Below are 26,009 nucleotides of genomic sequence, written 5' to 3'. Positions count from 1 at the left end.
GCGGGTTGGACGGATAATGCCTCGCGCGACTAGCTACCCCGTTTGAGAACGTTTGTATCGTCTTCGGAGGCTTGCAATGGACGTTAGTATCATCGTCGTAACCCACAACACACGCGAGATGACGATTGAATGTCTCCGTTCGATTTTGGAGCAAACGACCAGGGTTCGATATGAGCTGATCGTATTTGATAGCGGATCCACTGACGGATCTTCTGAAGCGATCAGGGAACGTTTCCCGGCCGTCAAACTGATCACGTCAGAACGGGATGTTGGTTTCGGCAAGGCCAACAACATCGCAGCGAAAGGTGCACAGGGACGTCGGCTGTTGCTCATTAATCCGGATACTGTGGTCTTGAATCGCGCGATCGATCGTCTTAACGAATTTGCCGATTCGACTCCCGAATGTCGCATATGGGGAGGGCGCACCGTCTTTGCCGATGGATCTCTAAACCCGGCATCATGCTGGAAGTTTGCGACCTTATGGAGCGTGTTCTGCTGGGCCGTCGGTTTAAACCTGTTCAAGCGCAGCGTGCTATTCAATCCGGAAGGCTATCCAGGCTGGAAGCGGGATTCGGTCCGGTCGGTCGACATCGTATCGGGCTGCTTTTTTCTGATTGACCGCCCACTCTGGCAGGATCTCGGAGGGTTCGATCCGGTGTTCTTCATGTATGCGGAGGAGGCTGATCTGTGCATTCGGGCGCGAAAACTTGGTGCGCGGCCTAAGATAACTCCAACAGCGACCATCATACATCACGGTGGAGCTTCATATCCCCAGAAAAGCGAGCTCCGAATTCACCTGCTGGCTGGCCGCGTGACCCTGATGGACCGCCACTGGTCGCCCCTTTCCCGCGTGATCGGGAGGAGATTGTATTTGCTCATGCCGTTAACGCGATGGCTTGGCTATGCAGCGGCGGCTCCGCTGTTGCGGAGCAGGAATTGTCGCGCGAGTGCGCGTGAATGGTATCAGGTCTGGGAAAATCGCTGGCGCTGGGTAAATGGCTGGACAGACGCCGCCGTAAACGCCGTGTCTGGGGAAGGTTCCAAGACTGCGGGGCAGTTTAGCTGAGCCAGCAAGGGCACGCGCCGTGCGCCTGGGCGTGTGCGTCTGCAGTTGCGTGACTGTGGAAACCGAGCCTTCCTGAATTCATTATAAGTGTGTATTTAATTCTTTTTTGTGGTGTTAATGCAGGATTATTATGATTACTATTAAATGCGGAGGGTGCACTTCTTTATCCCTCAGGCAGGCAATGCGCCGAAATCACTGATAGGGATATGAAAGATGTTGAGCGGGCGAATCAGAGTCGCGGTTATAGGGTACGGTTACTGGGGTCCCAATCTCGTGCGCAATTTTGTGAACACGGAGGGCTGCGAACTTGTGGCCGTCTGCGATCTGGAGCCAACGAGGCTCGCATCATGTGCGCGCTTGTACCCTCGTACTGCGACTACGACCAGAATCCACGACGTCATCGAGAGTACGAAAGTCGATGCGGTGGCAATCGCAACCCCCGTACATAGTCACTTTGAAATTGCGATGGCAGCGCTCAAAGCAGGGAAGCACGTTTTGGTCGAAAAGCCGTTGGCGCAGAGTGCGGATCAAGTCCGTCGACTAATCGATGAAGCCCAGCTCCGTAATCTGACTCTTATGGTCGACCACACGTTCATCTATACGTCGGCCGTACAGAAAATTCGTCAGTTGATTCGCGAAGACGAGCTGGGCGAGATTCTCTACTACAATGGGAATCGTGCAAGCCTCGGGCTCTTTCAGCAGGATGTCAATGTTATCTGGGATCTGGCCGTGCATGACATATCGATCATCCAGTACATTTTGAAAGAGGCGCCGATTGCCGTTTCTGCAACCGGAGCGACGCACGTCCGTGGAACACCGGAAAACATGGCGCACGTGACGCTGTTCTTCGACAACAGTTGTATCGCTCAGATCAACGTCAACTGGCTTTCTCCAATCAAGGTCAGGCAGACCTTCATCGGCGGTACTCGCAAGATGATCGTGTACGATGATCTTGAGCCGACCGAAAAGATAAAAGTCTATGATAAGGGCATTTCGGTCAACCACTCCCCCCAGGCGGCGCACCAGCTTCGGATCGGATACCGAGCCGGAGACATGTGGGCCCCCCATCTCGGAGCAAACGAGGCGCTCAGCGTCGAGGCAAAGCACTTCGTCGAATGTATCCGCAGCGGTGACAGTCCTCTGAGCAGCGGGACTACTGGATTGCAGGTCGTGCAAATCTTGGAGGCAGCTTCCCGCTCCATTGCCACGCAAGGCAATCCGGTTCGCTTGCCCCATCCAGAGAAAGAGCTGGCTGGCTGAGCTGACGTACAACATGGGCGACAGAATCAGAATACACTTAGCAGATCGAGCTACGAGCGAGAGCGGCCGGACCGGGAGCTGGCGGCCAAGGCGCTCGAGCATCAAAAATCCGAACAAGTTTGCGAGCGAGCCGCAATGACTTCGGTGCAACGGTCGATCTTGCTTTCGGCGGCCGATCGCTATGGCGGCGTGATCCTGATTTTTGTTGCGACCGCAGTTCTTTCCCGCCTCTTGTCACCGGCAGAGTTCGGGGTCTTTGCTGTAGTAAATGCCATCGCCGCCGTTCTTACGGCCTCTTTTCAGGAATTCGGCGGCGCGAACTATCTTATTCAGAAAGATGAATTATCGTCTGAAGACGTTCGTTCGGCATTCACCGTCACGTTGGGGATCTCGCTGGGAATTGCGGGCTTTCTGTTTGCCCTCGGCGGCCCTCTGTCGCATTGGTACGCTGAGCACGAGCTGAAGAGAGGTCTTGAGGTTACCTCATTGAACTTTCTGCTGGCGCCGTTCTCCGGGACGATATCCGCGCTGTTGCGCAGAGAACTGAAATTCGGCGCGCTCGCCACTTACAATCTCGCGTCCAGCGCGGGGGGAGTCGTGGTTTCGATCGGCCTTGCGATGGCGGGATTTAGCTATATGGCGCCGATCTGGGGCGGCGTAGCGGGGAGCATCATCCTTACAGCGATGCTGCTTGCCAGGCACCAGGGTGTTGGCGCACTGCTGCGTCCCTCGCTCAGCGGATATCGAGAGGTCGTCAGCTTTGGCCTCTATTCGAGCGGCGTGAGCGTCATTAATGTGTTCTACAATCTCGCGCCCCAGCTGTTCCTCGGGAAGATTCTGGATTTCATGTCCTTGGGTCTGTACAGCCGCGCTATCAACCTGACGCAGATGTTTGACAAGCTTGTCTCGCGAGTGTTGGATCCAGTCATCATGCCGGCAATTGTCGAAAGGCGAAAGGCCGGGGAAGACCTCAAGACCATTTACCTGAACTCCATTGGGCTGCTTTCGGCCGTGCAATGGCCATTCATGATATTCATTGCGCTAATGGCGGAACCGATCATTTCGATCTGGCTCGGCCAGTCCTGGCTTGAGATCGTGCCGCTCGTGCGTCTGCTTTGTATCGCAAGCATGGCACTATTCGCCGCGTGCTTGAGCTATCCGATGCTTGTAGCTGTCGGAAGTGTGCGAGATGCATTGATCTCCTCAATGATCTCGGTCCCGCCGTCCCTTCTTGTGGTCTTGGGCGCATCCTTCTTCGGTGTGCAAGCTGTTGCCGCATCCACCCTCCTAACATTGCCGTTTCAGGCGGCAGTCGCGATCTACTTCATCGGGCGGCATCTGCGCCTTCGACTAGGGGAGGTTGCTCTCGCGTTGATGAAGAGCAGTATCGTCGCGGCCACAACGGCTACCGGGGTAGCAGTTTGTGCGGCGCTGACGACTGCGGGTGTGCTCTCTTCGCCTTTCGGGCTGGCTTTGTCGTTGTCGGTTGCTGCGCTGGGCTGGTGGTTGGGGCTGGCGCTGACTAGTCATCCGCTTCTGTATCATGTCCATCGTACCGCAGCCGGTCTCGCCCGCTTTGCACCGAGACTGCTGCCGTCACGTTCGGCATTGTAGTCATTCACAAGGATTGGAGGCGTGGATGCCCATTTCGAAGGACGTAAGACTAGGCACGGATGTGAAGATCTTTCACTTGGAGTTGGTCAACCTTTATGGGTGCGCAATCGGGGATGAGACGAAGATCGGTACCTTCGTCGAAATCCAGTCGGGCGCGAAGATCGGATCACGCTGCAAAATATCCTCGCACACCTTCATTTGCGAGGGCGTAACGATCGAGGATGGAGTGTTCATCGGGCATGGAGTCATGTTCACTAACGACAAATACCCCAAGGCCACTACCGCCGATGGACGGCTTCAGGGCTCTGCCGATTGGGCGGTCGAGCCGACCCGGGTCGGCGCGAGAGCGTCGATTGGGTCGAATGCGACTATCCTGTGCGGCATAACGATCGGCCCCGGAGCCATGATCGGCGCCGGCGCGGTGGTGACGCGTGACGTTCCGGCAGGAGCGATTGTGGCAGGGGTGCCCGCCCGGACGATGTCCCTCGCGGAAAATATACGTTCAGCGGCCGCACCGACATAGGAGTCTGTGTCTGAGCAGGAGGGACATTGGGCGTGCGCCTCGATGCTTGATCTGGCACTTCAGAAACTAGTTGCCTCGCGCAGAGGTTCGCCGCGCATTCTGCGGCCTTTGCGCCTGGAGTCTGCGCCAGCTCGAGTCTCGGTTGTTGTGCCGTGCTACAACTATGGCCGCTTCCTACCCGATTGCCTGAAGAGTATCCTGACCCAGGAAGGCGTCGACATCGACATCATCGTCGTGGATGACGCGTCTACTGACCAAAGCAGTCAAATTGCGCGTCGCTTCACCGACGCGGATTCAAGAGTGAAGCTCATTCGCAATAGCCGAAACAAGGGACATATCGAGACCTATAATATCGGATTCGCTCAAGCCACGGGAACATATGTTTTCCTTCTCTCAGCCGACGATGTTCTGACCCCTGGCGCATTGGCTCGCGCGGCGACGCTTATGGAAATGCATCCGACGGTCGGTTTTGCCTATGGTTGGTCGGTGCCCTTCACCTCGACTCTGCCGCCGGCGCGCACCGAGGCGAGGCGCTGGACGGTGTGGAACGGCGAGCAATGGGTCTCTGCTTTGTGCCGGCGGGGGGCCAACGTCATCCGATCCAGTGATGCGCTGATCAGGCGCAGTGTGCTCGAGAAAGTTGGAGGTTACCGAAAAGATCTTCCTCATAGTGGTGATCTGGAGTGGTGGCTCCGCGCGGCGCTGGTATCGGACGTCGGCATCGTCGGTGGTGTGGATCAGATGTATTACCGGCTTCACGGCTCGAACATGAGCAGGGTGCAGTATGGCACGACACTGATCAATCTGGAGGAGACGAAGAGGGCGTTCGACGCGGCGCTGTCCGCAGCCCAGCATTTGGACCTGCGCAGAACAGTTTATCAAACGCTTGCGCGGCAGGCCCTTCATTTTGCAATCGCTGATTTCATGTCGGATGCGGGAGGATCCGGCCGCGTAGACTCATACAAGTCGTTTGCCTTGCGGCTCGATCCGGAAGTGGCTGAATCGCGAGAATGGGCCGCGCTCGAACGGCGACGAAAAGCCGGGATCGAAAGCGCCCGGCGCAATCCCATTTTTCTGGGCCGTGAGCAAGTTCGGATGTTCAGCGGAAAATTGGGTTGGCGGCTGTGGCGGTTCACCGGAATGTAAAGCGTAGCAGCTATTGCAACAGCATAACAACAGCAAACTACGGCAGCCGCGGAGTGCAACGAACGTGGGAGCTAAGGACGGAGCACCCGCTTGATTAAAACATTTATTTACGTTGTTTGATGTGATTTAATTGCTAAAGTGGTTTCTCCGACGCAAGAGGCTATCACCTTGAATCCTTTCCACGGTTCGAACGCTCAACACCAGATCAAATCGGAAATCGATATCCCGATTGCGTTGCCGCTGCTTGGTGAGGACGAGGCCAATGCGGCCCGCGAGGCTGTACTGTCCGGCTGGGTTTCGCAAGGACCGCAGGTCGCAGTGTTCGAGCGCGAGTTTGCAACCGTGGTCGGCGCGCCTCACGCGTGCGCGGTCTCAAACTGCACGACCGCGCTGCACCTCGCTTTGATGGCCGTGAATGTGGGGCCCGGCGACGAGGTGATTACTGCCAGTCACTCCTTCATCGCGACGGCGAACTCAATCAGATACTGCGGTGCCACGCCGGTTTTCGTCGATATTGATCCGGAGACCTATAATATTGATCCGGCATGCGCGGCTGAAGCAATCACGCCGCGTACGCGTGCGATACTCGCCGTCCATCAGATGGGCATGCCGTGCGATCTGGGGGCGCTGATGGCCCTCGCCAAGCGCCATGGTATCCTGCTGATCGAGGACGCCGCTTGTGCTGCAGGAAGCCAGATCCGCATCGATGGCCGATGGGACCCCATCGGCAAGCCGCACGGCGACATCGCCTGCTTCTCATTCCATCCGCGCAAGGTCATTACAACTGGTGAAGGGGGCATGCTAACGACGTCCGACGCAGACCTCGATCCCAAGTTCAGACTGCTACGCCAACACGGCATGAGCGTGCCAGATACAGTTCGGCACGGGGCGCGGCAGGTAATCTTGGAGGATTATCTGATGGTCGCTTTCAACTACCGGATGACGGATATTCAGGCGGCCGTCGGTCGCAAGCAGCTTGAGAGGCTGGCGCAGCTTGTCGCGCGCCGCCGCACGATAGCTTCCCGCTATGCTGAATTGCTCGGAAACATCGAGGGGCTGAGACTGCCGCTCGAGCCATCATGGGCGCGATCCAATTGGCAGAGCTATTGCGTGCGCCTGCCGGATCGCGTCAATCAGCGCACGGTGATGCAGAGCCTGCTGGACCAGGGCATTGCGACGCGCCGAGGCATCATGTGTTCGCACCGGGAGCCTCCTTATGCTGGCGAAACGCAACGGCATGGCCTGCGCCAATCAGAGATCGCGCAGGATCGTTCGATCCTGCTTCCGATTTACGCTCAGATGAGCGAAGGAGATCAGGTTCGGATTGCCGATGCGTTGCGAAACGCAATATAGCAGCTGGAAAGATCGTACCTATGGATGCCCCGACAGTCAGTTTCATAGTTCCGTGCTACAAACTGGCGCATGTGCTTCGGGAATGCGTAAATTCGATTCTTGCCCAGTCTTATCGCGACTTCGAGGTTCTCATTCTGGATGATTGCTCTCCGGACAACACTCCGGATGTTGCACGCTCGTTTAACGACCCGCGCGTAAAATCTGTTCGACATGACAAAAACATCGGTCACCTTAAAAACTATAACTACGGAATTGCGATGGCGCGGGGCCGGTATGTGTGGCTCATCTCCGCGGATGACAGGTTGCGAAACGACTACATTCTGGAGCGCTATCTTGGAATTATGGAGACAAACCCGCGCGTGGGTTATGCTTGTTGCCCCGCTATCAGTCTCGAGAATGACGTTGAAACAGAACTGGAAGGATCCATTTCGAAGCGCGACACAATTGTTTCGGGCAAGAAGTTTGCGAAACAACTGTTGCGGGCAGGAAATTTTGTGATCGCTGCGTCGGGCATGGTACGACGAGAATGCTACGACAAGCTGGGAGCGTTTCCATTGGACCTGCCCTATGCCGCGGACTGGTTCCTATGGTGCCTTTTCGCTTTACACTATGATGTCGCCTACTTCAGCGAGCCCATGGTGAACTACCGCAAGCATGATCTCAGCATGACAAATCACCTCACCGGCGAACATTTCGCCGTCCGTTTTAAAGACGGCTTGGCGGTTTTGTGGCGAATTCACAATGAGGCACGTGCGCTAGGGTATTTGGACGTTGTGGGATTGTGCCGATATCGTATCGCCTATCAATACGGGCACAACATTGTTGGCAGACAGTTCGGGAAGTCGACCTTTCTTATGACCGTGCAGGAATTCGAGGACTCTCTTCATGAGAACACAATCGACCCACTCGAAGAGAATGCCATTCGCGCTCGGACCTGGGAAATTGTGGCGGACCGTTGCTTTGCTAGGCGCGAATTCCAACGGGCAAGAAGTTACTACGCGCTGAGCCGCAAGTATGATGGCGCGCGACTCGCGATCACGGTTAAACAAGCACTTCTTGGTCTCGGCGCGGGAGACGTCGTGGTCGCCTTGAGGGACAGAATGGCAGAAATTCGCGAAACTCTGGCGAACTCCAAGTCTCATTAGCGGTGGCGGGCGCCGATCCGAGAGCCGCCCGGGACGCAGCCTCGATGACGGTCCTCCGGTAATTCACGTCGTTGTGCGGAATTTTTAGCTACTGATGCAAAAGGGACGCCGGTAAGGGCGGGACGCGCGCTCGAAAGCGGCCACTCGCCGACCTTATGAAAACTCAAGCAGACAGGACGGCTGCTCGCAGCCTCGGCCTTTTCATTGGCCAGCAGCAACATTTCGGTCCGAATCATGATGCAGCTACTTGTCGTGGAGCACCGGCAGCGAGCTCGCGCTCCGCGCGCCACCATTTCACAAGCTCTGAGAGGCCGTGGTCAAGCGCAGTGGTAGCCCGGAATCCCAGCAGGCGCTCCGCTTTTCCGGTAGATGCCTGTCGGCGTGGCACTGGATTGATCGAACGCTCTGGTGCGAATTCTAGGTTTATCCCCTGCTTTCCCATTACCGACGCGAGGACTTGAGCGAGCTGCACCAAACTTGTCTCGGTGCCGCTGCCCACGTTGAACACCTCGTCCGTCACCTTCGACCTCGCCGCGAGGATATTGGCGCGGGCGACATCGCGTACGTGCACGAAATCCATGGTATGGCCGCCCTCACCGAAGATAACAGGAGGCAGGCCGGCCTCCAGCCGCTCCATCCAGCGGATCAGCACCTCGGTGTAACGTCCATGGATGTCCATACGGCTGCCATACACGTTGAAATATCGGAAAGCCACGTAGTCAAGGCCGTACATGTCATTGTACGCGCGGAGCAGCCCTTCATTGAAGGCCTTAGCGGCCCCGTACAGAGTTCGGTTATCGTACGGATTCTGTCGCTCGGTCGTCGGAAACTCCTCCGCCATGCCGTACACAGATGCAGAGGAGGCGGCAATCACCTTTTCGACATCATGCTTGACGCAGAGGTCAAGGAGGTCGAACGTGGCGTCAACCATGACTTCCTTGGCGAGACGAGGTTCGGCGGCGCAGTGAGTGATGCGCAGTGCAGCCTGGTGAAACACAATATCGGCCGCCTTCACCAGTGCGCCCATCAGCTTGCCATCGCGTATATCGCCCTGGACCAGCCGCACCGGTCCGCGTCCCAGTGCCCGTCGGAGATTTTCAGGCCGACCTCGGACCATGTTGTCGAGAGCGACGATTTCGATGCAGCCTTCGTCGCACAACAGGTCGATAATATGGGACCCGATAAAGCCCGCGCCACCGGTGACCAGAATACGTTTGCCCTTGAGATCGATCAACTTGCGCTCCTATTGCTGGGCCTTGCCAGTGCCAGAATATCTTCCCGTTCGCCGTCGATGGGCCGCGCGAACTCTGGGGCAATCACCTTTTTCAACGTGGAAACGATTTCGGCCACCTGCTCCGACAACAGCTCCGGATAAATGGGGAGCGAGAGGAACTCGTTCGCAAGCCGCTCAGTGACGGGAAGATCGCCCAGACCATATCCGAGCTCTGCGTATGCTTTCTGCAGATGCACGGGAACGGGATAATGGATGGCGGCGCCAATGCCGGCCTCTTGGAGGGCGCTCAGCGCTTCGTTGCGGCGCGACAGCCTGACAGCATAAACATGATAGACATGGCGGCTGTTCCACGGTGACCGAGGACGAGCGCACGAGAGACTCGATAGCAACCGATCGTATTCCGCGGCAACTGCCCGGCGCGCCTCCGTCCAAGCTTCAATGTAGTCCATCTTAACATTCAGCACCGCCCCCTGAATGCCGTCCATGCGGTAGTTATATCCGGCGATCACGTGATTGTATTTGGCCTCTTGACCCCAATCGCGCAACAGCGAGACGCGATGCGCAAGTTCGGGCTGATCCGTCACGAGTGCCCCGCCTTCACCAAACGCGCCTAGGTTCTTGCCGGGATAAAAACTGAAGCAGCCGAGATCGCCGATCGAACCTGCGCGGCGCCCCTTGTATTCCGCGCCATGCGCCTGTGCCGCGTCTTCGATGACAACGAGACCATGCCGTCGAGCGATCGACATGATTGGATCCATGTCGGCCATGAGCCCGTGAAGGTGGACGGGCAGGATCGCCTTTGTCCGCGGCGTGATCGCGCCCTCGATGGATGCCGGATTCATCGTCCACGTAACCGGATCAACGTCCACAAAAATCGGTGTGGCGCCCGCGTAGAGTATAGCAGCCGTTGTCGCAACGAACGTCATCGAGACTGTAATGACCTCGTCGCCCGGTCCGATACCGGCTGCGAGCAGCGCAAGATGGAGCGCCGAGGTGCCGCTGTTTACCGCGCGGCAGTGCGCGACCCTGCAGTGGTCTGCGAATCGTTCTTCGAAAGCAGCAACCTCCGGCCCGAGCACAAATTGCGCACTCTCGATGGAGCGCGCCACAGCGGCATCGATTTCGGTTTTGATCTGACGGTACTGGGCCTTTAAGTCCAGAAAAGGTATCAAGGCGCAATCCTTTTTGATTAAACCTTGGGTGTACGATTTAAAATAAATCTCTTATTAAATCAACAAAAAAATAATGCAATAAAAACTGGATGTTAATCCTCCGGGGAGGCAACCCAACGCCGTTCTCCGGTTGCGAGCGATCTGAAGTCATCTTTTTGTGGTTGATTCAATGTAAAATCTGTAATTTAAATAGGATTAAACTATGGATAAAATCCGGTGGATGCAGTTGTTTGAAATTGAAGTGCCCGTATCTCGCATGAAGTCTGCTGCCGGTGTGACGCGCGCCGCTGGACCACGGCATTTGTGCTCGGCTGGAATTAGCCGATTTCGATCGAGGGACGCATCGCAGGGGGCGGCGGGCAGGTCAGGCCGAAGCCGAAGCGGGGCACTTGGGGACGGCACAGCGGACGCCTGCGTAGCGGCCGCGCAAGGTGATCACGTTTACCCTGAGAACGACCGAGCCGATCCTAGCGCCGAGGCGTATTCCAGTTTGATCGATTCCGACCGGGTTAGCCTATGATCTCGATCGTCGTCCCGGCCCACAACGAGAGTTCCGTTATTGCGCGGACGTTGAGCCAATGGCTCGGCAACCCAGGGGGGGGCAACCGGGCCTCGGATGAGATCGTGGTAGTCGTCGTTTGTAACGGGTGTACAGATGACACTGCGAACGTTGCCCGGCGCTTCAGTCCCGCCGTTCTTGTTGCCGAAACTGATATCGCAGGGAAGACTCACGCCCTGAACTTTGGCGACCGAATCTCAGGCGCATTTCCGCGGATTTATGCTGACGCCGATATTGTTATTACCGTTGATGGCATTCGAGCTCTTGCAAAACGCCTTGAGCAAGGGGACGTTTTGGTGGTGGCTCCCACGGCCGACATCAATCTGACGGGCTGCTCCTGGCTGGTTCGCAAATACTACGAGATCCGGTCACGGCTGCCGTCTTCGCAAGAGGGAATCGGCGGTTCCGGCGTCTACGCCTTATCTGAGGCTGGGCGCGGGCGGTTCGGCCAGTTTCCAGATATCATCGCTGATGACACGTATGTTCGCCTTCAGTTCAGACCAGAAGAGCGTGAGACACTGCCTTCCGTGAGGTCAACGGTATTCCCTCCACGCACTGTGCTGCAGCTGATTGCGGTTAGAAGTCGTGTCTATAGTGGAGCATTCGAGCTGGGCCGCCGCTTTCCCGAACTCAGCGTGAATAAAGGGGAATCCAATAATTGGACGCTCTTTGCACTGATCAAAGAGCCTCATTTGTGGTCCGGACTATTGATCTATTGTGGTGTTAACATCATTGCTCGATGCAGGGCGACGCTACGGTCGCGTAGCAGAACCCATCCTTGGGAACGCGATGAGACTTCTCGTGCGGCGGTTTCTGTCGATTCGGTCAAATGAGGGTGCAATCCTCCTCGTATCAGTTTTCTACGGCTCGGAAATCGCACGAAGGAGTACCTCACCGTGACGCTTTGCGCAGTCCGCGGCGCTGAAGCGCCTTCTTGAGTCTTCAGCCAAAAATTGTCGCGCAGTCGACCATTGCTCACGCTGTGCGATCACAGATCTCATTGCCGCGACAAGCTCCTCCTTGTTTGGCTGCGATTTGAACCGCATACGGCCTGCACTTTCCCAACTCGGCGTCTCCGCGCGCCCAAGCGGGCTTCCGACGACAAAACCTCGGCTGCCGTCCGTACCGACCTGCTCACGCGCGCCGCCAACGTCGCTCAGAACAACAGGCAGGCCTGCGCTTAGCGCCTCCATGCTGGCCAGCGACCACCCTTCAAAAAATGAATTCAGAACGAAGCAGTCAGCAGCGGCAAATAAAATCGATGGGCTTGCAAAGGAATGCCTAAGGTGAATTCGGTCCTTCATTGATGAATGTTCGCGAAGTGAGCGCACTTGGCTGGTGTACATGTGGTTGTCTAGACGGCCAGCGATCAAGAGATGTGCGTTCGGAGCACCTTGTGCGACCTCGGAAAATGCCTGAACGAGTCCATATGCATTCTTTTGAATGGAATGCCGGCCAAGGCTGAGGAAAAGAAATTCGTTTTTGAGACCAAGCCAAGCCCGCGCAACTGCACGATCGCAGGACGGACGATGGGTGTCATTGTAGCCATTCGGGATCGTGATGATCCGATCGTCGCGGAATGAGCGATTGCCTTTTAAGTATTGTCGTCTGACGAGTTCGCTTACCGCCACGAACGATGTAATGAACTTGGACCGTGTGGCCTCTCTGCTCCAGTCCGTGCTTATCGGGGTTGGAATGCCATGGAGCGTCTCGACAACGGGAATGCCAGCGCTCAAAGCATCTTCCAGAATCCAGTCTGGCGGATCATGTGCGCTTATGACATCAGGACGGTTTGCTGCTAACCACTGACGGCACTGGCTTGGTGAGGCAACAACAACCGATGTTTTCTCTCGCTTAAGCGCCATGCACAATTGTCCCGAATAGGTTCTCACGTCCGGCCCCAAGGAAGTGGGCGTGCACATGACGGTCACTCGAAATCCCAGAACGGGTAGCCGTCGCGCAAGGAAGGCGACAAATTCATCAAGACCTCCCGCGTCGAGTGCTGGGGTCGTGATCAGGCAATGCGCATGACGGGGCGATGCCACGAGCTCAATCGGTTGGATATCGGGCGGATCCGGAAAATGGAGCTCGGGAACGATCGGCAAAGAGGGCGTATCGTACGGGACGAGCGGTCTTGACCAACCATCGACGATTTCGTTGTTTTCCCAGCTGGACGGCGCGCCAACAATCAGCTTTCTTCCGGCGCTCCGGAAGCTCCGCGGCAAGCGCCAGGAATTGCGTTGAGCCCACAATATCGTCCGCTTTGAAAGACCGTTGCGCACGAGACTATTCATGACGTACCAACTGCCTGTCGTGATTCCAAGGCCATTTTCGCATGTTCATGACCGGAGGAGGGGTCCAAAGATGTCGAGCATATCCTGTTTCTCTACTTCGAGCGGATAGCGCTCAAGCGCGAAACGGGCGGCCGCAGCCGCCAGGGAGTCTGCCGATAGGGGGTCATTGTCGATGTTGTAAATGGTCGCTTCAACCGCGCTTACAAAATCAGAAATATCGCCGTCTTCAACGGCGGTTGCGAAAGGAGGATGGAAATATTCGCGACCTCCAGAACCGTGATACCCAACCACGATACAGCCGCAGGCAAGGGCCTCGAGTGGTGGCAAGCCAAATCCCTCTCGAAAACTAAAGCTGAGAAATACTTTTGCCGTTCGAAGCAGTTCGGCTGTCTCCGCCTCGCTGCGACCATCGATGGCAACGATGTTCCAGCCGTTGAGAGCACCCCGAAGTCTCAGTTGCGCAAGCACAGCAGCTGAATCGTCCGGTCGTTTTCTCGGCATGTAAACGATCCGACGTTGTTTTGGGCCTTGGGGCGGATGATACAAACTAGGATTAATCCCAAGTCGAAGACGCCGAACGGGCGTTGCTGGAAAGGTTCGTCTGATGACGTCGGCATTGTCCTGAGAGACGACCAACACCAGCGCGAGATCTGGGTTATTTGTATACGGCGCCGCGTAGGCAAGCCCATTCTGCAGGGAGCTTAATGTAAGATAGGCGTTCTGATTGAAAATCACTTGTCGAACGTTGGGCGGCAGGTTGCAGATCGACCGGCCATACACTTCGGGCACCACGAATATGTCGCGCGGTCCTAAGGTTAGCTCACTTGCGCTGATGACTCGGGTTGTGTTTTCAAACCAGCTGCAGCGAAATCCCGGTCGGGCGTGTACGATGGCTGCATCCAGTCCAGCGTCATTCAGGGTGTCGACGCAATGATATAGCTTGCGGACTCCGCCGCTCGGGGATTTGTAATGCGGGCATACGAACCACGCGGTTGGAGAGGACGAAGCGGGCTTGCGTCCTGCTAAAACGCTCGCCCGGAGTTTGCTAATAGCGTGGTCGGCACTTGCCTCATCCAAGAAAAAGCGAAGCTGGTGCGAGCGGTGGCGAAGCGTCGAACGAGCGCGCTTGAGCAGAGACCTGACCATACCTCTGTCGGATGCTTCAGTTTGCTCGTTTGCCACCAGCAAATCCGTTTCCACGATTTAATATGTGGTTTTTTAATCGAATCCGCAAATCAATAGTTATCCTGCTAGTTAATATGGAATAGCCGGAAGAGGGTTCTTGCTCCCGACGCTCTCTCATCCCGCCGGAAGTTTAATGTATTTTTTAATTGATGATTATATATAATCAAGTATTAATTTGGGAGTTGGGCTCCGTAAAGGGTTGAGGTCGTCATGGGCAGTATTGATGAAGCGATCGGGTTGGAAACTCTCGGCAGGGTTTCAATTGTCCGCTCTAGGGGAGCTGTTAGCTTGGCCATCCCAAGCGAGGACCACGGCGACTGTCAGCCATTAATCCAGGCGGAAACTAGTCCAGCGCACCTTTTCGTCAAGTGCCGTTTTGGCACGATCTGCTGGTTGCGCAATCCATAGGGGGCAACAAGATGGATCACAACCAACATATCCCGAGCTGCCGCTCAGCACGGCGGGTTGCATTCGCCACCATCGGCGATGCGAGCGAGGTGAAATTCTGGTCCGGTACGCCATTTCACATGTCGAAATCCCTCGCAAGCCAGGGGCACGAGGTCGTGCATATCGGACCGCTGACCGCACCAAGCCTGCCTCTATACAAGGTATATTCCAGACTTCGGCGTACTGTTCGCAGTCGGGGCATCTCCCCATTCCAGGCGGGCCCTGTCGTAGCAGAGTATGCAGCGGACGCAGTACGCAAAATCCGCGCCGCGTCGGCCGATATCGTCTTCGCGCCCGCCGGATCCACCTTCGCTTGGAGCGTGCCCGATGGCGTTCCCCTCGTCTATGCGTCCGATGCGACTTTTCGGCTTATCGAGGACTACCATCCCAATTATCGAAACCTGTCACGCTCGGCTCGAGAGACTTCGGAACGCCTGGAGCGGGATACAATCGCGCGCGCCGATTTGATCCTCTATCCGTCGCAATGGGCGGCCGAATCCGCCATTAGGGATTATGGTGCCCATCCTGCGCGGGTGCACGTCGTTCCTTGGGGGGCCAATCTCAAAGAGGCGCCCGATCGCGACTCCGTGCTTGGATGCCGGAAGCCAGGCCCGTGTCGGATGCTCCTGATCGGCGTCAATTGGAAAGAGAAGGGTGCGGACACCGCGATCGAGATTCTTGCTGAACTGAACGACAGAGGCGTAAAGGCGGAACTCGTGATCTGCGGATGCTCTCCGCCGAAGCCTGTTACCCGGGAGGGCCTGACGATCATCCCTTACCTCGACAAGAATGATCCTGCACAGCGCAGCCGGCTCGAGCAACTCTATCGCGATGCGGATTTCTTTCTGTTGCCGACTCGCGCGGACTGCTTCCCCATCGTGTTGTGCGAAGCCGCAGCTCATGGTGTCCCGAGCGTTGCGCGGGCGACAGGTGGCGTTCCTTATGCCGTCCGCGAGGGAGCGACCGGCGTACTGGTGCCGTCGAACGCGAGCAAGTCAGACTACGCTGGCGTCATTGCGGAGATTTTTGCGAACCCGAACAGGCTGGCGCGCTTGAGACAATCGAGCCGCGACGCCTACGAGACGCAACTGAATTGGCAGGCTTGGGGCCGACGGGTCTCAGACCTGATACAAGCTCTATGATTGTCCTCAACTATCACGAATTGGTGGATGCGTCGCCTTCCAATGCGTGGTGCCTGACGCATGAAACATTTGATGCGCATCTCGCGCTTTGCGGGGACATGCTGGTCTCGCCTCAAGCGTTTCTGGAGCATTGCGGGGATCCGAAAGCCAGTCACAGCGGTGCTGTCCTGCTCACGTTCGACGATGGATTTCTTTCGGACTACACGCATGTCTATGCTCGTTACGTGGAGACCGGGCGGATTCCAGGGTTCATGTCCTTTGTCCCTGTGGATTTCGTAGGCTCGCCGGGACGCATGAGCTGGGACATGATTGAGGAACTTGGCAGGGCCGGCGTTGTGATTGGCTCGCATGGCATGGCCCATGTCGACTTGACCACTGTCTCGGATGTCGAACTCGATCGCGAGCTTACGATGTCGAAGTCGATGCTGGAGGATCGCCTCGGGCAACAAGTTACCCTTTTCGCGTTTCCATACGGGCGCTTTTCCCGACGGGTTTGGGACGCGGCTCTGAAGGCGGGCTACTCGCACCTCTTTACAATCCAGCTTGGCTATCATCGCGGGTTCGAAATCTTTCTCTATTCCCGTCTTTGCCTGACGAACAACATGGACACGACGTACATGCGCCAGCACTTGATTGATCCGGATGCGATGCGGGGCTTTGCCTGGAGAATCAGCACAAAACTGGGGCTGTATCGCCAACTAATGCGCTTCAAGTATCGATAATATCGTCACGCCTGTGCGGCGGCCAGAGGCATTCACATAGGAAGGAAGCCGGTGGTAAGCATTGCGGCAAAAAGGTCTCGTCAGGTCGGAAGGTCGTTGCCTCCCTTCGGCCGACAAGTTGCAGCGGCGCAACAGACGCGGAGCCCCAAGATCTCTCCGCTTCTTACGGTCTTCGCTTTCTCATTGGCTATGCCGATTCTTATCTATATAGGCTCGATACGCTTGTCCCCTTACCGGCTCGTGCTGGTTGCGACCTTCATTCCGTGTTTGATAGCGTGGTTGTCTGGACGGATGGGGCGAACACGGCTGCCGGACATCTTGATGCTTTTGACGGCGATATGGCCGGCGATCGTATTGGTGAGCCAGCACGGCATCGACAGCGGTCTGCAGTCCGCAGGGATCTTCGTGATCGAGACGCTCGGAACCTTCCTGCTTGCAAAGCGATACGTTCGGGATGTTTTCGCGTTTCAGCACATGGTGAGGTGTCTGGCACTCATAGTCGTTTTTCTGCTGCCATTCGCCGCGTATGAAAGTATCTCGGGCTCGCCGATCTTGATTGAATTGTTTGGCAAGGTATTTTCCGTCTACAGGATCGTTTATGATGAGCCACGGATGGGGCTTAGACGCGCTCAGGGCCCCTTCGAACACCAGATCTTGTTTGGTGTCGTGTGTTCAAGTGCATTCGCCTTGAGCTATTACGCATTTGGCGCCGCCCGGCGCCAAATGGGGCGATTAGCCTTGGGCCCTGTGGTGATGGCGGTATTCTTTTCGCTTTCCTCCGGTGCTCTCCTATCGGTTGTCGTTCAGGCCATGTTTATCGCTTGGGACAAAGTTACTGTGACCTTGACGCGACGTTGGGCAATATTGGCCTTACTGATGATCAGTGCCTATCTTGTCGTGAACGTCCTTTCCAACCGAACTCCTTTTGAGGTCTTCATTTCATACCTGACGTTCAATGCGGACACGTCCTACATGCGAGTGCTCATCTGGCAGTACGGCACGGGATCAGTGATGGCGCACCCGATCTTTGGAACTGCTCTATATGACTGGGATCGTCCCGAGTGGATGCCCGGCAGCATCGATAACTTCTGGTTGGAAACCGCCGTTCGGTACGGTATCCCCGGCTTGTTGTTTACGGCTGGCGCTTTTCTTTCGGTTTGCTTTGGTCTGGGCCGGCTGAGAAACCTCTCGTTTGAGGTAGCGCAATGCCGAAAGGGTCTTATCATCACGCTTTGCGGACTGGCTTTCGCCGCCTGCACAGTCCACTTGTGGGATGCTCCTTACGTCTTGCTCATCTTCCTGCTCGGTAGCGGCATGTGGATGTTCGACTACAATAAGGGGTTCGCTTCCACACCGTCCGCGGCGCAAGACGCTCATTCCCATTGGGTCACTCGTCCCGGCCTGTGAAGATGTTTCCTGATCTATCCAATGGAATTTGTAAGTGCCGTGACAGTTTCAGAAAGATGGGAGGCAAGAAATGGGGCTTCTCGCCGGTTTACGTGCGTACTATACTGAATTCGGATTTGGCGGTGTCTCGAGTATTGCGAGGTTTGGCCTGACAGGGCATCCGAAACGCGTTCGCGTGCAAATAAATGGGGTCAAGCAACCTTTCACGATCAGAATGCGATCGTCAGACCACCGAGTCTTCCACGACATCTTTCAGCAGCATGAGTACTTGTTCAATCCTCCAGAGCCCCCTTCAACCATAATCGATGCCGGCGCGAATATTGGCTTTGCATCGATCTACTTTGCAAATAGATGGCCCAACGCGCGAATCGCGGCAATCGAACCGGACGCGGCAAACTTCGAACTGTTGGTTGAGAACACCAGGCCCTACCCGAACATTCAACCGCTTCAGGCTGCAGTCTGGAAGGAGAATGCGAAGCTTGACATGTTCGACCCCGGCACCGGATCGTGGGGGATGCAGACCATGGCATCGGCCGATGGACGTATTGATGGACTGACGCTTCCGGAGATCATGCGGCGCTACGACATGCCGCGAGTCGACGTCCTCAAGATGGATGTTGAGGGAGCAGAGAGAGAGGTCTTCGAGAGCTGTGCCGGATGGATCGACCGCATCGGATCGCTGGTCATCGAAATTCACGAGCACTTAAGACCGGGCGCCGAAGCATCGGTAATGCAGGCCAAAGGCCACTTCAAGGAGATCTATCACAAGACGGGCCGGGCCGGTACTTGGTACATGTTAAGAGAAAGAGGGCTGCAGCCGGATTTGCCGCAGGTCTGTCGCGGCCGGATACTAAGCTAAAATGCAAAAAGAAAGGTCCTCCATGTGATCCAACTGGTGCGAGTTTGGCCTGTTAGTCGGAAGCGGCGCGCCAGCGAGTCCGCCCGTCGGCCCCGGTTCGCGGCTAAGCTGGTCTTAGCTAAGCTGGTCTTAATGTTCGTTCCACTGGTAATCATTGTCGGCATAGCGGCGATGCCGTTGCCGAAGGGCGGTCATACATGCCCAGCGGGTTATTCGTCCTCGGCCTCATATTGCCGGCCCTCAACCGACGCCAAACCTGCCATCCCGAAAGTGGGGCAATGTGCGAGCGGGTATACGTCGTCCGGCAGTCATTGCATGAGGTCGGACCGGACCGTCACGGCAGCTGGTATTGTTGCTCTCGGCAAGAGCGTGGGCAGCATCGCGTTGAACGTCGGAGCAACAAATGGTTCTGGCGACAACGCTGACGCAGTATCGATCAACGATGCCCCGCAAAGCACGCCTGTCGGCTCTATCCCGCTCACCTTCAACGATGCGATCTTCACAGGGATGACAGAAAAAACCAGCGGGCTTTGGCTCAGTAGGGGCCAGAACCTTTTTCGTACTTCAATTAGGGAGCAGGTCTCTGAACCGGCAAGCATCGGGATGAGCGGCAACAATACCATCGATTACTGCCGCATCCTTTCGAGGGAGGGCATTCGCGTCAGTGGTTCGGGGGCATTCAACATCAGCAATTGCTACATCGAGGCACAAGGCATATCTGGCGATCACGCTGACGGTCTGCAGACCTATGCACCGGGCAACCGTGGGGCCATAACCATCAGAAATACAACGTTTTATTCTTACAACCACGACGCGACCGCTGGCATCTTTGTCGCAGATAACTGGACGGGCACGATCGATTTGCAGGATGTCGTTTTTATCAGCGGTCCCTATGGGTTGCGCGTGCATCCCGACAGCGGGGGCGACAATTTCGTTTACCTAAGGAACGTATACTTCGTCGGTCCATTCCAATACGGCCCGTTCTTGCTCAGGGATTATGGCGGGCACGTGAATCACATTATGCTCTGGGACAACGTTCGTTACGCCACGATTGTAAATGGGTTGCTTGTACCGGGATCGAGGATCGCCCCTCCGAAGCGAGTTGGATTCTGACCGAGCCGTTACCTAGTACTCAGGTTTCTCAATGCCTTTTGCTTGCCAGCTCCATCTCCCACTGGTAGGCATGTCGCACCATTGTTGATAGTTCGTCAAAACGGGGGCGCCAACCGAATGATCTAAGCTGATCACTATTGGCGACCACCGATGCCAAGTCCCCAGCTCGGCGCGGGGCTAACCTAACCTTAAAATCAATTCCAGTTAATGCCTTGACGATATCGACAACCTCTTTAACCGAATAACCCCGACCATACCCGCAATTTACGGTGAAGCTGCCTGTCCCTCGTTGCAGACGGCTGAGTGCCAGGACGTGAGCGTCCGCTAAATCTGCAACGTGGATGTAGTCTCTGACGGCAAATCCATCGGGTGTAGGATAGTCGTTTCCGAAGATTTCCATGCAGGGTCTTTTCCCGAGAGCTGTTTCGATCGCCACCTTAATGAGATGAGTAGCATTCTTCGTTGATTGACCCATTCGGCCTTTTGGATCGGCGCCGGCCACGTTGAAGTATCGTAGAATAGCATAACGCATCTGGTGCGCTGCCCCTGTATCCTCGATCATGCACTCGGCCATGTACTTTGACCGGCCATATGGTGATTGGGGATCAGCCTTCTGGGCTTCCGAAACAAACGATTCTGAATTTCCGTAAATCGCGGCGCTCGAAGAAAATATGAAATTACCGACCTTTTCGCTTATTGTGGCGGCCAGAAGCGTTTGAGTTTTCACAGCATTCGCCAAGTAATAGCCGAGCGGGTCTCGCACCGAATCCGGGACGACCGTCTTCGCCGCGAAATGTAGGATAGAAGTTATCCCGTTTGTCCTAATCACGCGACAGACCAGGTCAAAATCGCCCACGTCGCCTATGATAAGTTTAGCGGTGTTTGGGACGGACCAGCGGAAGCCCGTGGACAAGTCGTCGAGAACGATAACTTCATGTCCCGCATCGAGAAGGGCGAGGACTGTGTGACCTCCGATGTAGCCCGCCCCACCTGTGACCAAGCACGTCGACTTAGGGGGCGGATTAAGCGGCCTCGTTGTCAGTTCCATGCGGGATTACCATTCCAGATTGAGTTGGCGTGTAGGTGCCAAATTGTAGCCAGCCGGGCGCTGTACCCTCTATATGCTCTCCCATGACGAGACATCCGGACGCGCTCATCAGACCTGATCGACTTTGTTCAACGTTGCCACTTAAAATGCCCAATAGGTCCCTCAAACCCTCCTATGACGTGTACCTCACTAAGCGCCTGCCCGAGCCATGTCCGCTTCTCCCCTAGTAGCAACGCTAAAGCGGAGATTGCCTGACTTCCGGGTTGGACTACGAGGAAATACCGCCGAATGAGCGGGCGGTCGAGCGATTTATTTTGTTTTTTATCTAATTAATTTGTTTTGATTTAGTTGATTGACGGCAGACGATTGGCACGACGATGGAGGCGGATGTCACAGCGGCCTGCGCGTTGCCACGGTTGCGACCCGGCCCGGCGGCCGCATCGTTGGACCGAACGCGGGGACGGATCCGCTTTGACGTCAGCAAGATCGAGCTCGATCGCCCGGGTGACGGCCGGGAGGTCACGATCCCGAGCTGGTGAAATGGCGGCGGCGCAGGAGGATTGGCTCGGTCGTTGGGCGATGAACCTGATGCCGATCAATGTGTCGACGCGCTGGTTCAGCCGCACTGAAGGTGACGTGCCGGCACCGCCCGGATCGGGGGTTTCGAAGCCGTCGGCCTCGCGGCGGTTCGTCGCGCTGGCGGCGGGGCGGCCGGCCGACTTCATGGCTGCCGCCCCGCGCTCGACCTTCTGGTCGTCCAAATCGACGGGCTGAATCTCGGCGAGGATCTCGTGCTGGTCGCCGCGATTGGGTAACGGCCAAGGCAACAAGCATCGGGCGACCGAGAAAGCCACAAAGGTTTAGGCCCCGCTGGACAACCTGGTCTCGCGCGGGCTTGCCGCGACGTGCCAAGACCGTTCATCGCCGACGGCCGAAGGCGTTATCTAAAGCGATCCGCCTCACCTTCGGTTCGGCCGCAGCGATCCAACGGTGCCAGATCCACAAGGCGCGCAACATCATGGAGCGCCTGCTGCCGAAAGAGCGTCATGAGACCGCCAGCGATGACGCCGTCACGGCTGAACAATTGATCCGCAATCTCGGCGTCGACCCGACCAGCAATGCGCCGGCGTAGCGGCCAGTATGCCCGAAGGCCTCGACGGTCTCCTGACGGTCGTCCGGTTGACGCTGCCAAAGGAGCTCCGTCCATCGCTCGCCTGTACCGGCATCGCCGAAAGCATGATCGGACCATTCGCCGCGTCAGCGCAACGTCAAACGTTGGTGGGATGCCGATTTGGCCCGCGATCAGTAGTGGCCGGTATGATTAAAGCCAATAACGGCTTCCGACCATTGGAGGCGCAGAAGCAATTGTCGGCTCTGCGTGCGGTCCTCGCATATGTTCGGACGGCCCCCCGCTGAAGCCGACATGCAGCGTCACTTCGATCTTAGCCCGCCCTCAGTCCATCAGATGATCGTCACGCTCGAACGGAAAGGCCTCATTCGCCGTTCAGGCGACACCCGCAGAAGCGTCGAATCGTCCTGCCCCAGAAAACTTGCCGATCCCAATCTGACTCGGTATCGAACCGCCTAAATCATCGACGAGCTCCTAGACGGTGAAAAAGCCGAGGCGGGGCGGCGGATGCCGCGCGGGCCGCAGCGGTCCGGTTGATCCGCGCACGGTCTCATCGAGATCTCCGACAAACTGCAGAGTTCGCGTGCCCGCGAGGCGAAGAGGTTTGCCAGCAGGTCGAGCGCCTGGCATCGTCGAGTGGCAGTCGAACCAGGCGAAATGAAGCGCGCCATGGGAGCAGGCGTCCATACCAGTATTCCTCGATGTTGTTGATTTCTCCGTGTAACTGTTGCTCCCACGCGAGTGCCTTACTTGATTAAGTAATTGTGGCCTTATTTAAATTTGTTTGCCGCTTGGCGACGTCAGCCAATAATCACCTTGAGCAGGCCGTCATGTCGTCGCAAAAAAGCCTCTGCCAATCGAGAAAGACCAACCAACGGCGCCGCGCCAGCGGCGTCGCACTTGCGGTACCGACGCTCGGGGGAAGGTTGGGCGCGTACCGGGGACAAACCAGATCGAAAACTACCAGGAGAAATTAGATGGCATCCATTCCTCTGAGCTGGAATGACCCGATGTTTAGCGGGGTTACTACTTCGAATTCGGTCAACGTTCCAAATGGCGGGACGATTTCGAACAAGAGTATTACCGACACCGGCGATACCGCGTCCGTCGTAGGCACCGGCTCATTCAGCATCGACGACGTCCGTATCAATTCACAGGAAGGTGTGCGCATTGGTGGTAGTGGGACCGTAAGCATCAATAACTCGTACATCGAAACGACGGGACTGCCGGGAGATCACGCGGACGGTATTCAGGCCTATGCTCCCGGCGGCCATGGCAATGTGACCATCACAAATACGATGATCGTGTCCCACGACCAAAATGCGACCGCCGGACTCTTCGTTGCGGACTATTTTGACGGAAACTTCACGTTCGCTAACGATGTATTCGAAGGTGGTCCGTTTGGTCTGCGTATTAACGCGGATGCGGGACCCGGTCACACATACAACGTCGCCCTCAAAGATGTGTATTTCATACAGGACTCATTTGGTTCTGCGCCGTTTTCCATCTCGGTTCCGGCTGGTTATGAAGGCGCCACATTAAATATTACCCAGTGGGACAATGTGCGCTGGGCAACGATCGTGGACGGTCAGCTCGTTCCGGGCGCTCTTATCCCTCCGCCGCAGCCGTTGTCGGGGACTGCTCCCACCACTCCGACGGTACCCACCACACCGACGGCACCGGGTGCACCCACTATAGCCTCGTTCTCGACCGATAGCGGTGTTGCCGGGGACAAGATCACCAACGACAGCACGCTCGAGCTCAAGGGCACCGCTGCTGCCGGCAGCACGGTCAAAATCTACGATGGTACGACCCAGATCGGTTCGACGACGGCGACTTCGACCGGAACTTGGGATTACATCACCCAGGTCTTGACCGACGCAAAGCATACGCTGACGGCGACCGCGACGAACTCGTCGGGCCAGGTCAGCGCTGCGTCGGCGGCACTGGCGGTCACCGTCGACACCAAGGCGCCGGCTGCACCGACAATCGCGAGCGACACCGTGAATAGCGCCAATCAGGTGGTGGCGTCCGGGACCGCCGAAGCCAACAGCACGATCAAGGTGTATGACGGCACGACTCAGGTCGGTACCGCTACGACGAACGCTACAGGGGCCTGGACGCTGACGACGGCTGCTCTGGCGGCCGGCACGCACGCTCTTACGGCCACGGCGACCGACGTTGCGGGCAACGTAAGCGCCGCGTCAGCGCCTTTTGATCCTGTCATTGGATCGTCCGGCTCATCCGGTTCGGGTACGTCCGGTTCGGGTACGTCCGGTTCGGGCACGTCCGGCTCCGGCACGTCTGGCTCGGGCACGTCCGGCTCGGGCACGTCCGGTTCAGGCACGTCCGGCTCCGGCACATCGGGCACGGGCACCACTGCGCCGGCCGCACCGCAGATCGCCTCTTTCTCGACGGACAGCGGTGTCGCCGGTGATCACATCACCAGCGACAAGACGTTGACCCTGGACGGGACTGCGGTTGCCAACAGCACGGTCAAAGTGTTCGACGGCGCCACCCAGCTTGGCACGGTCACAGCGGATTCCAGCGGAGCGTGGCACTACACCACCGGCGCGCTGCCGGATGGCAAGCACGGCTTCACTGCGACGGACACGGTGTCCGGCGTTACCAGCAAGGCATCGACTGCACTGGACGTCACGGTGGATACCGCTGCCCCCGATGCTCCGGTGCTGCTGAGCGATCCGACGACGCATAATCGCGCAACGGTATCCGGTACGGCGGAAGCCGGCAGCCTGGTCAAGCTCTATGAGGGCACGACCCTGCTTGGCACCACGACGGCTGCAACCGATGGCAGCTTCAGCGTGACGACCCCGAATCTCAAGCACGGGTCACACACCTTCACTGCGACGGCCACCGACGCCGCCGGCAACACCAGCGCCTTGTCGCAGCCGATCGATCCGCCGATCGGCTCGCACAGCGGCGGCAAGGACGCCTCGACCGTCGAAGTGACCAATGTGCGTCAGCACTGGGATCACACCGCAACCATCAAGGGCACGGCCGATCCCAACAGCGAGATCAAGCTGTTTGACGGCACGACCTCGGTCGGTTCGGCCACCACGGGAGCCGACGGCAAGTGGAGCTTCCAGACCTCCGATCTGTCGGGCAAGAGCCACGCCTTTACCGCGGAGCAGGTCGGCACCACGGGCCACGTGGTCGGGACCAGCTCTGGCCAGGCGGTCATCGGCTCGGGCCACAGCGACACGCTGACCGGCACCAGCGGCAATGATGTCATGGTCGGCAAAGCGGGAGCGGATACGTTCCAGTTTGCGTCGAACTTCGGCCAGGACGTCATCAAGGACTTCGCTGTCAGCGGACCTGCTCACGACACGATCGAGTTCAGCAAGAGCGTGTTCGACAGTTTTGCGAGCGTTCTCTCCCACGCGGCCCAGTCAGGCCACGACGTCGTTATCGCGGCGGGGAGCGACACCCTCACGCTGAAGAACACCCAGCTCGACAAGCTGAACAGCCACGACTTCCACTTCGCGTAGAGGACGACTCGGCCACACTAGCTGGTACTCAACAACTGCCTCGGGGGATCTCTTGGGGGATCCCCCGACAAAGGCATGACTA

20 protein-coding genes and 1 pseudogene are annotated in these 26,009 nt (G+C 57.0%); 16 read left to right on the top strand and 5 right to left on the bottom strand.

Translation table 11 applies throughout. The features are described from left to right. Positions 1-76 precede the first annotated feature (76 nt). The 7 genes from P6U28_RS21995 (at position 77) to P6U28_RS21965 (ending at position 8,107) form a co-directional block, all read left to right on the top strand. Positions 77-1,066: a glycosyltransferase family 2 protein gene (locus tag P6U28_RS21995; RefSeq protein WP_407119868.1), complete on the top strand. Its 990-nt coding sequence runs from the start codon at positions 77-79 to the stop codon at positions 1,064-1,066. A 213-nt stretch (positions 1,067-1,279) separates the two neighbouring features. After that, positions 1,280-2,326 (top strand): Gfo/Idh/MocA family protein, encoded by a 1,047-nt coding sequence (locus tag P6U28_RS21990; protein WP_407119867.1) that lies wholly within the window; start codon positions 1,280-1,282, stop codon positions 2,324-2,326. A gap of 135 nt (positions 2,327-2,461) precedes the next feature. Further along, entirely contained in the window at positions 2,462-3,940 is a 1,479-nt protein-coding gene (locus P6U28_RS21985) for a lipopolysaccharide biosynthesis protein (RefSeq protein ID WP_407119866.1), read from the top strand. A gap of 25 nt (positions 3,941-3,965) precedes the next feature. Beyond that, positions 3,966-4,463, top strand: a complete 498-nt coding sequence (locus P6U28_RS21980; RefSeq protein WP_407119864.1) for an acyltransferase — start codon at positions 3,966-3,968, stop codon at positions 4,461-4,463. A gap of 42 nt (positions 4,464-4,505) precedes the next feature. After that, on the top strand, positions 4,506-5,609 hold the full coding sequence (locus tag P6U28_RS21975) for a glycosyltransferase family 2 protein (protein WP_407119862.1): 1,104 nt from the start codon (positions 4,506-4,508) through the stop codon (positions 5,607-5,609). 168 nt (positions 5,610-5,777) lie between these two features. Beyond that, entirely contained in the window at positions 5,778-6,962 is a 1,185-nt protein-coding gene (locus P6U28_RS21970) for a DegT/DnrJ/EryC1/StrS family aminotransferase (RefSeq protein WP_407119860.1), read from the top strand. 20 nt (positions 6,963-6,982) lie between these two features. Next, positions 6,983-8,107, top strand: coding sequence for a glycosyltransferase family 2 protein (locus P6U28_RS21965; RefSeq protein ID WP_407119859.1), 1,125 nt, complete (start codon positions 6,983-6,985; stop codon positions 8,105-8,107). Positions 8,108-8,339: 232 nt separating this feature from the next. Here the strand turns inward: P6U28_RS21965 and P6U28_RS21960 are convergent, their stop codons facing one another. Further along, a complete protein-coding gene (locus P6U28_RS21960) occupies positions 8,340-9,341 on the bottom strand; it encodes an NAD-dependent epimerase/dehydratase family protein (RefSeq protein ID WP_407119858.1) in 1,002 nt (333 codons plus the stop codon). Continuing rightward, positions 9,338-10,513: a DegT/DnrJ/EryC1/StrS family aminotransferase gene (locus tag P6U28_RS21955; RefSeq protein ID WP_407119857.1), complete on the bottom strand. Its 1,176-nt coding sequence runs from the start codon at positions 10,511-10,513 to the stop codon at positions 9,338-9,340. The genes P6U28_RS21960 and P6U28_RS21955 overlap by 4 nt, the downstream gene beginning before the upstream one ends. Before the next feature lie 516 nt (positions 10,514-11,029). Here P6U28_RS21955 and P6U28_RS21950 point away from each other — a divergent pair. Continuing rightward, positions 11,030-11,905: a glycosyltransferase family 2 protein gene (locus P6U28_RS21950; protein WP_407119856.1), complete on the top strand. Its 876-nt coding sequence runs from the start codon at positions 11,030-11,032 to the stop codon at positions 11,903-11,905. A gap of 27 nt (positions 11,906-11,932) precedes the next feature. On the opposite strand, the gene P6U28_RS21945 is transcribed toward P6U28_RS21950, so the two are convergent. Next, positions 11,933-13,366, bottom strand: a complete 1,434-nt coding sequence (locus tag P6U28_RS21945) for a glycosyltransferase family 4 protein (RefSeq protein ID WP_407119855.1) — start codon at positions 13,364-13,366, stop codon at positions 11,933-11,935. 45 nt (positions 13,367-13,411) lie between these two features. Next, positions 13,412-14,548 (bottom strand): glycosyltransferase, encoded by a 1,137-nt coding sequence (locus P6U28_RS21940; RefSeq protein WP_407123096.1) that lies wholly within the window; start codon positions 14,546-14,548, stop codon positions 13,412-13,414. A 422-nt stretch (positions 14,549-14,970) separates the two neighbouring features. Between P6U28_RS21940 and P6U28_RS21935 the strand changes: the two genes are divergently transcribed. The 5 genes from P6U28_RS21935 (at position 14,971) to P6U28_RS21915 (ending at position 20,241) form a co-directional block, all read left to right on the top strand. After that, positions 14,971-16,140: a glycosyltransferase family 4 protein gene (locus P6U28_RS21935; RefSeq protein ID WP_407119854.1), complete on the top strand. Its 1,170-nt coding sequence runs from the start codon at positions 14,971-14,973 to the stop codon at positions 16,138-16,140. Continuing rightward, positions 16,137-16,862 (top strand): polysaccharide deacetylase family protein, encoded by a 726-nt coding sequence (locus P6U28_RS21930; RefSeq protein ID WP_407119853.1) that lies wholly within the window; start codon positions 16,137-16,139, stop codon positions 16,860-16,862. The genes P6U28_RS21935 and P6U28_RS21930 overlap by 4 nt, the downstream gene beginning before the upstream one ends. Before the next feature lie 321 nt (positions 16,863-17,183). Beyond that, positions 17,184-18,269, top strand: coding sequence for an O-antigen ligase family protein (locus tag P6U28_RS21925; RefSeq protein WP_407119851.1), 1,086 nt, complete (start codon positions 17,184-17,186; stop codon positions 18,267-18,269). A gap of 70 nt (positions 18,270-18,339) precedes the next feature. After that, positions 18,340-19,128: an FkbM family methyltransferase gene (locus tag P6U28_RS21920; protein WP_407119850.1), complete on the top strand. Its 789-nt coding sequence runs from the start codon at positions 18,340-18,342 to the stop codon at positions 19,126-19,128. Positions 19,129-19,443: 315 nt separating this feature from the next. Continuing rightward, the gene (locus tag P6U28_RS21915; RefSeq protein WP_407119849.1) at positions 19,444-20,241 is read left to right on the top strand and encodes a right-handed parallel beta-helix repeat-containing protein; all 798 of its coding nucleotides are present in this window, start codon (positions 19,444-19,446) and stop codon (positions 20,239-20,241) included. 28 nt (positions 20,242-20,269) lie between these two features. Here the strand turns inward: P6U28_RS21915 and galE are convergent, their stop codons facing one another. Beyond that, positions 20,270-21,289: a UDP-glucose 4-epimerase GalE gene (gene galE / locus P6U28_RS21910; protein ID WP_407119848.1), complete on the bottom strand. Its 1,020-nt coding sequence runs from the start codon at positions 21,287-21,289 to the stop codon at positions 20,270-20,272. A 359-nt stretch (positions 21,290-21,648) separates the two neighbouring features. Here galE and P6U28_RS21905 point away from each other — a divergent pair. The 3 genes and pseudogenes from P6U28_RS21905 to P6U28_RS21895 form a co-directional block, all read left to right on the top strand. After that, positions 21,649-22,705 (top strand): annotated as a pseudogene (locus P6U28_RS21905) (transposase); the annotation flags it as partial. After that, entirely contained in the window at positions 22,683-22,877 is a 195-nt protein-coding gene (locus P6U28_RS21900; RefSeq protein ID WP_407119847.1) for a helix-turn-helix domain-containing protein, read from the top strand. The pseudogene P6U28_RS21905 and the gene P6U28_RS21900, both read left to right, overlap by 23 nt. Before the next feature lie 518 nt (positions 22,878-23,395). Beyond that, a complete protein-coding gene (locus P6U28_RS21895) occupies positions 23,396-25,927 on the top strand; it encodes an Ig-like domain-containing protein (RefSeq protein WP_407119846.1) in 2,532 nt (843 codons plus the stop codon). The last annotated feature ends 82 nt before the right edge of the window (positions 25,928-26,009 follow it).

It is taken from the genome of Bradyrhizobium sp. STM 3561, assembly GCF_045571455.1.
Taxonomy (GTDB): domain Bacteria; phylum Pseudomonadota; class Alphaproteobacteria; order Rhizobiales; family Xanthobacteraceae; genus Bradyrhizobium; species Bradyrhizobium vignae.
This window is presented reverse-complemented; position numbering and strand designations above follow the sequence as displayed.

Excerpts from the sequence above, each read along its gene's own strand:
- P6U28_RS21900 (WP_407119847.1), top strand. The coding sequence starts at position 22,683 with ATGTTCGGACGGCCCCCCGCTGAAGCCGACATGCAGCGTCACTTCGAT.
- P6U28_RS21950 (WP_407119856.1), top strand. The coding sequence starts at position 11,030 with ATGATCTCGATCGTCGTCCCGGCCCACAACGAGAGTTCCGTTATTGCG.
- P6U28_RS21920 (WP_407119850.1), top strand. The coding sequence starts at position 18,340 with ATGGGGCTTCTCGCCGGTTTACGTGCGTACTATACTGAATTCGGATTT.
- P6U28_RS21975 (WP_407119862.1), top strand. The coding sequence starts at position 4,506 with ATGCTTGATCTGGCACTTCAGAAACTAGTTGCCTCGCGCAGAGGTTCG.
- P6U28_RS21945 (WP_407119855.1), bottom strand. The coding sequence starts at position 13,366 with ATGAATAGTCTCGTGCGCAACGGTCTTTCAAAGCGGACGATATTGTGG.
- P6U28_RS21995 (WP_407119868.1), top strand. The coding sequence starts at position 77 with ATGGACGTTAGTATCATCGTCGTAACCCACAACACACGCGAGATGACG.
- P6U28_RS21925 (WP_407119851.1), top strand. The coding sequence starts at position 17,184 with ATGCTTTTGACGGCGATATGGCCGGCGATCGTATTGGTGAGCCAGCAC.
- P6U28_RS21980 (WP_407119864.1), top strand. The coding sequence starts at position 3,966 with ATGCCCATTTCGAAGGACGTAAGACTAGGCACGGATGTGAAGATCTTT.
- P6U28_RS21935 (WP_407119854.1), top strand. The coding sequence starts at position 14,971 with ATGGATCACAACCAACATATCCCGAGCTGCCGCTCAGCACGGCGGGTT.
- P6U28_RS21895 (WP_407119846.1), top strand. The coding sequence starts at position 23,396 with ATGGCATCCATTCCTCTGAGCTGGAATGACCCGATGTTTAGCGGGGTT.
- P6U28_RS21990 (WP_407119867.1), top strand. The coding sequence starts at position 1,280 with ATGTTGAGCGGGCGAATCAGAGTCGCGGTTATAGGGTACGGTTACTGG.
- P6U28_RS21930 (WP_407119853.1), top strand. The coding sequence starts at position 16,137 with ATGATTGTCCTCAACTATCACGAATTGGTGGATGCGTCGCCTTCCAAT.
- P6U28_RS21965 (WP_407119859.1), top strand. The coding sequence starts at position 6,983 with ATGGATGCCCCGACAGTCAGTTTCATAGTTCCGTGCTACAAACTGGCG.
- P6U28_RS21915 (WP_407119849.1), top strand. The coding sequence starts at position 19,444 with ATGAGGTCGGACCGGACCGTCACGGCAGCTGGTATTGTTGCTCTCGGC.
- P6U28_RS21985 (WP_407119866.1), top strand. The coding sequence starts at position 2,462 with ATGACTTCGGTGCAACGGTCGATCTTGCTTTCGGCGGCCGATCGCTAT.
- galE (WP_407119848.1), bottom strand. The coding sequence starts at position 21,289 with ATGGAACTGACAACGAGGCCGCTTAATCCGCCCCCTAAGTCGACGTGC.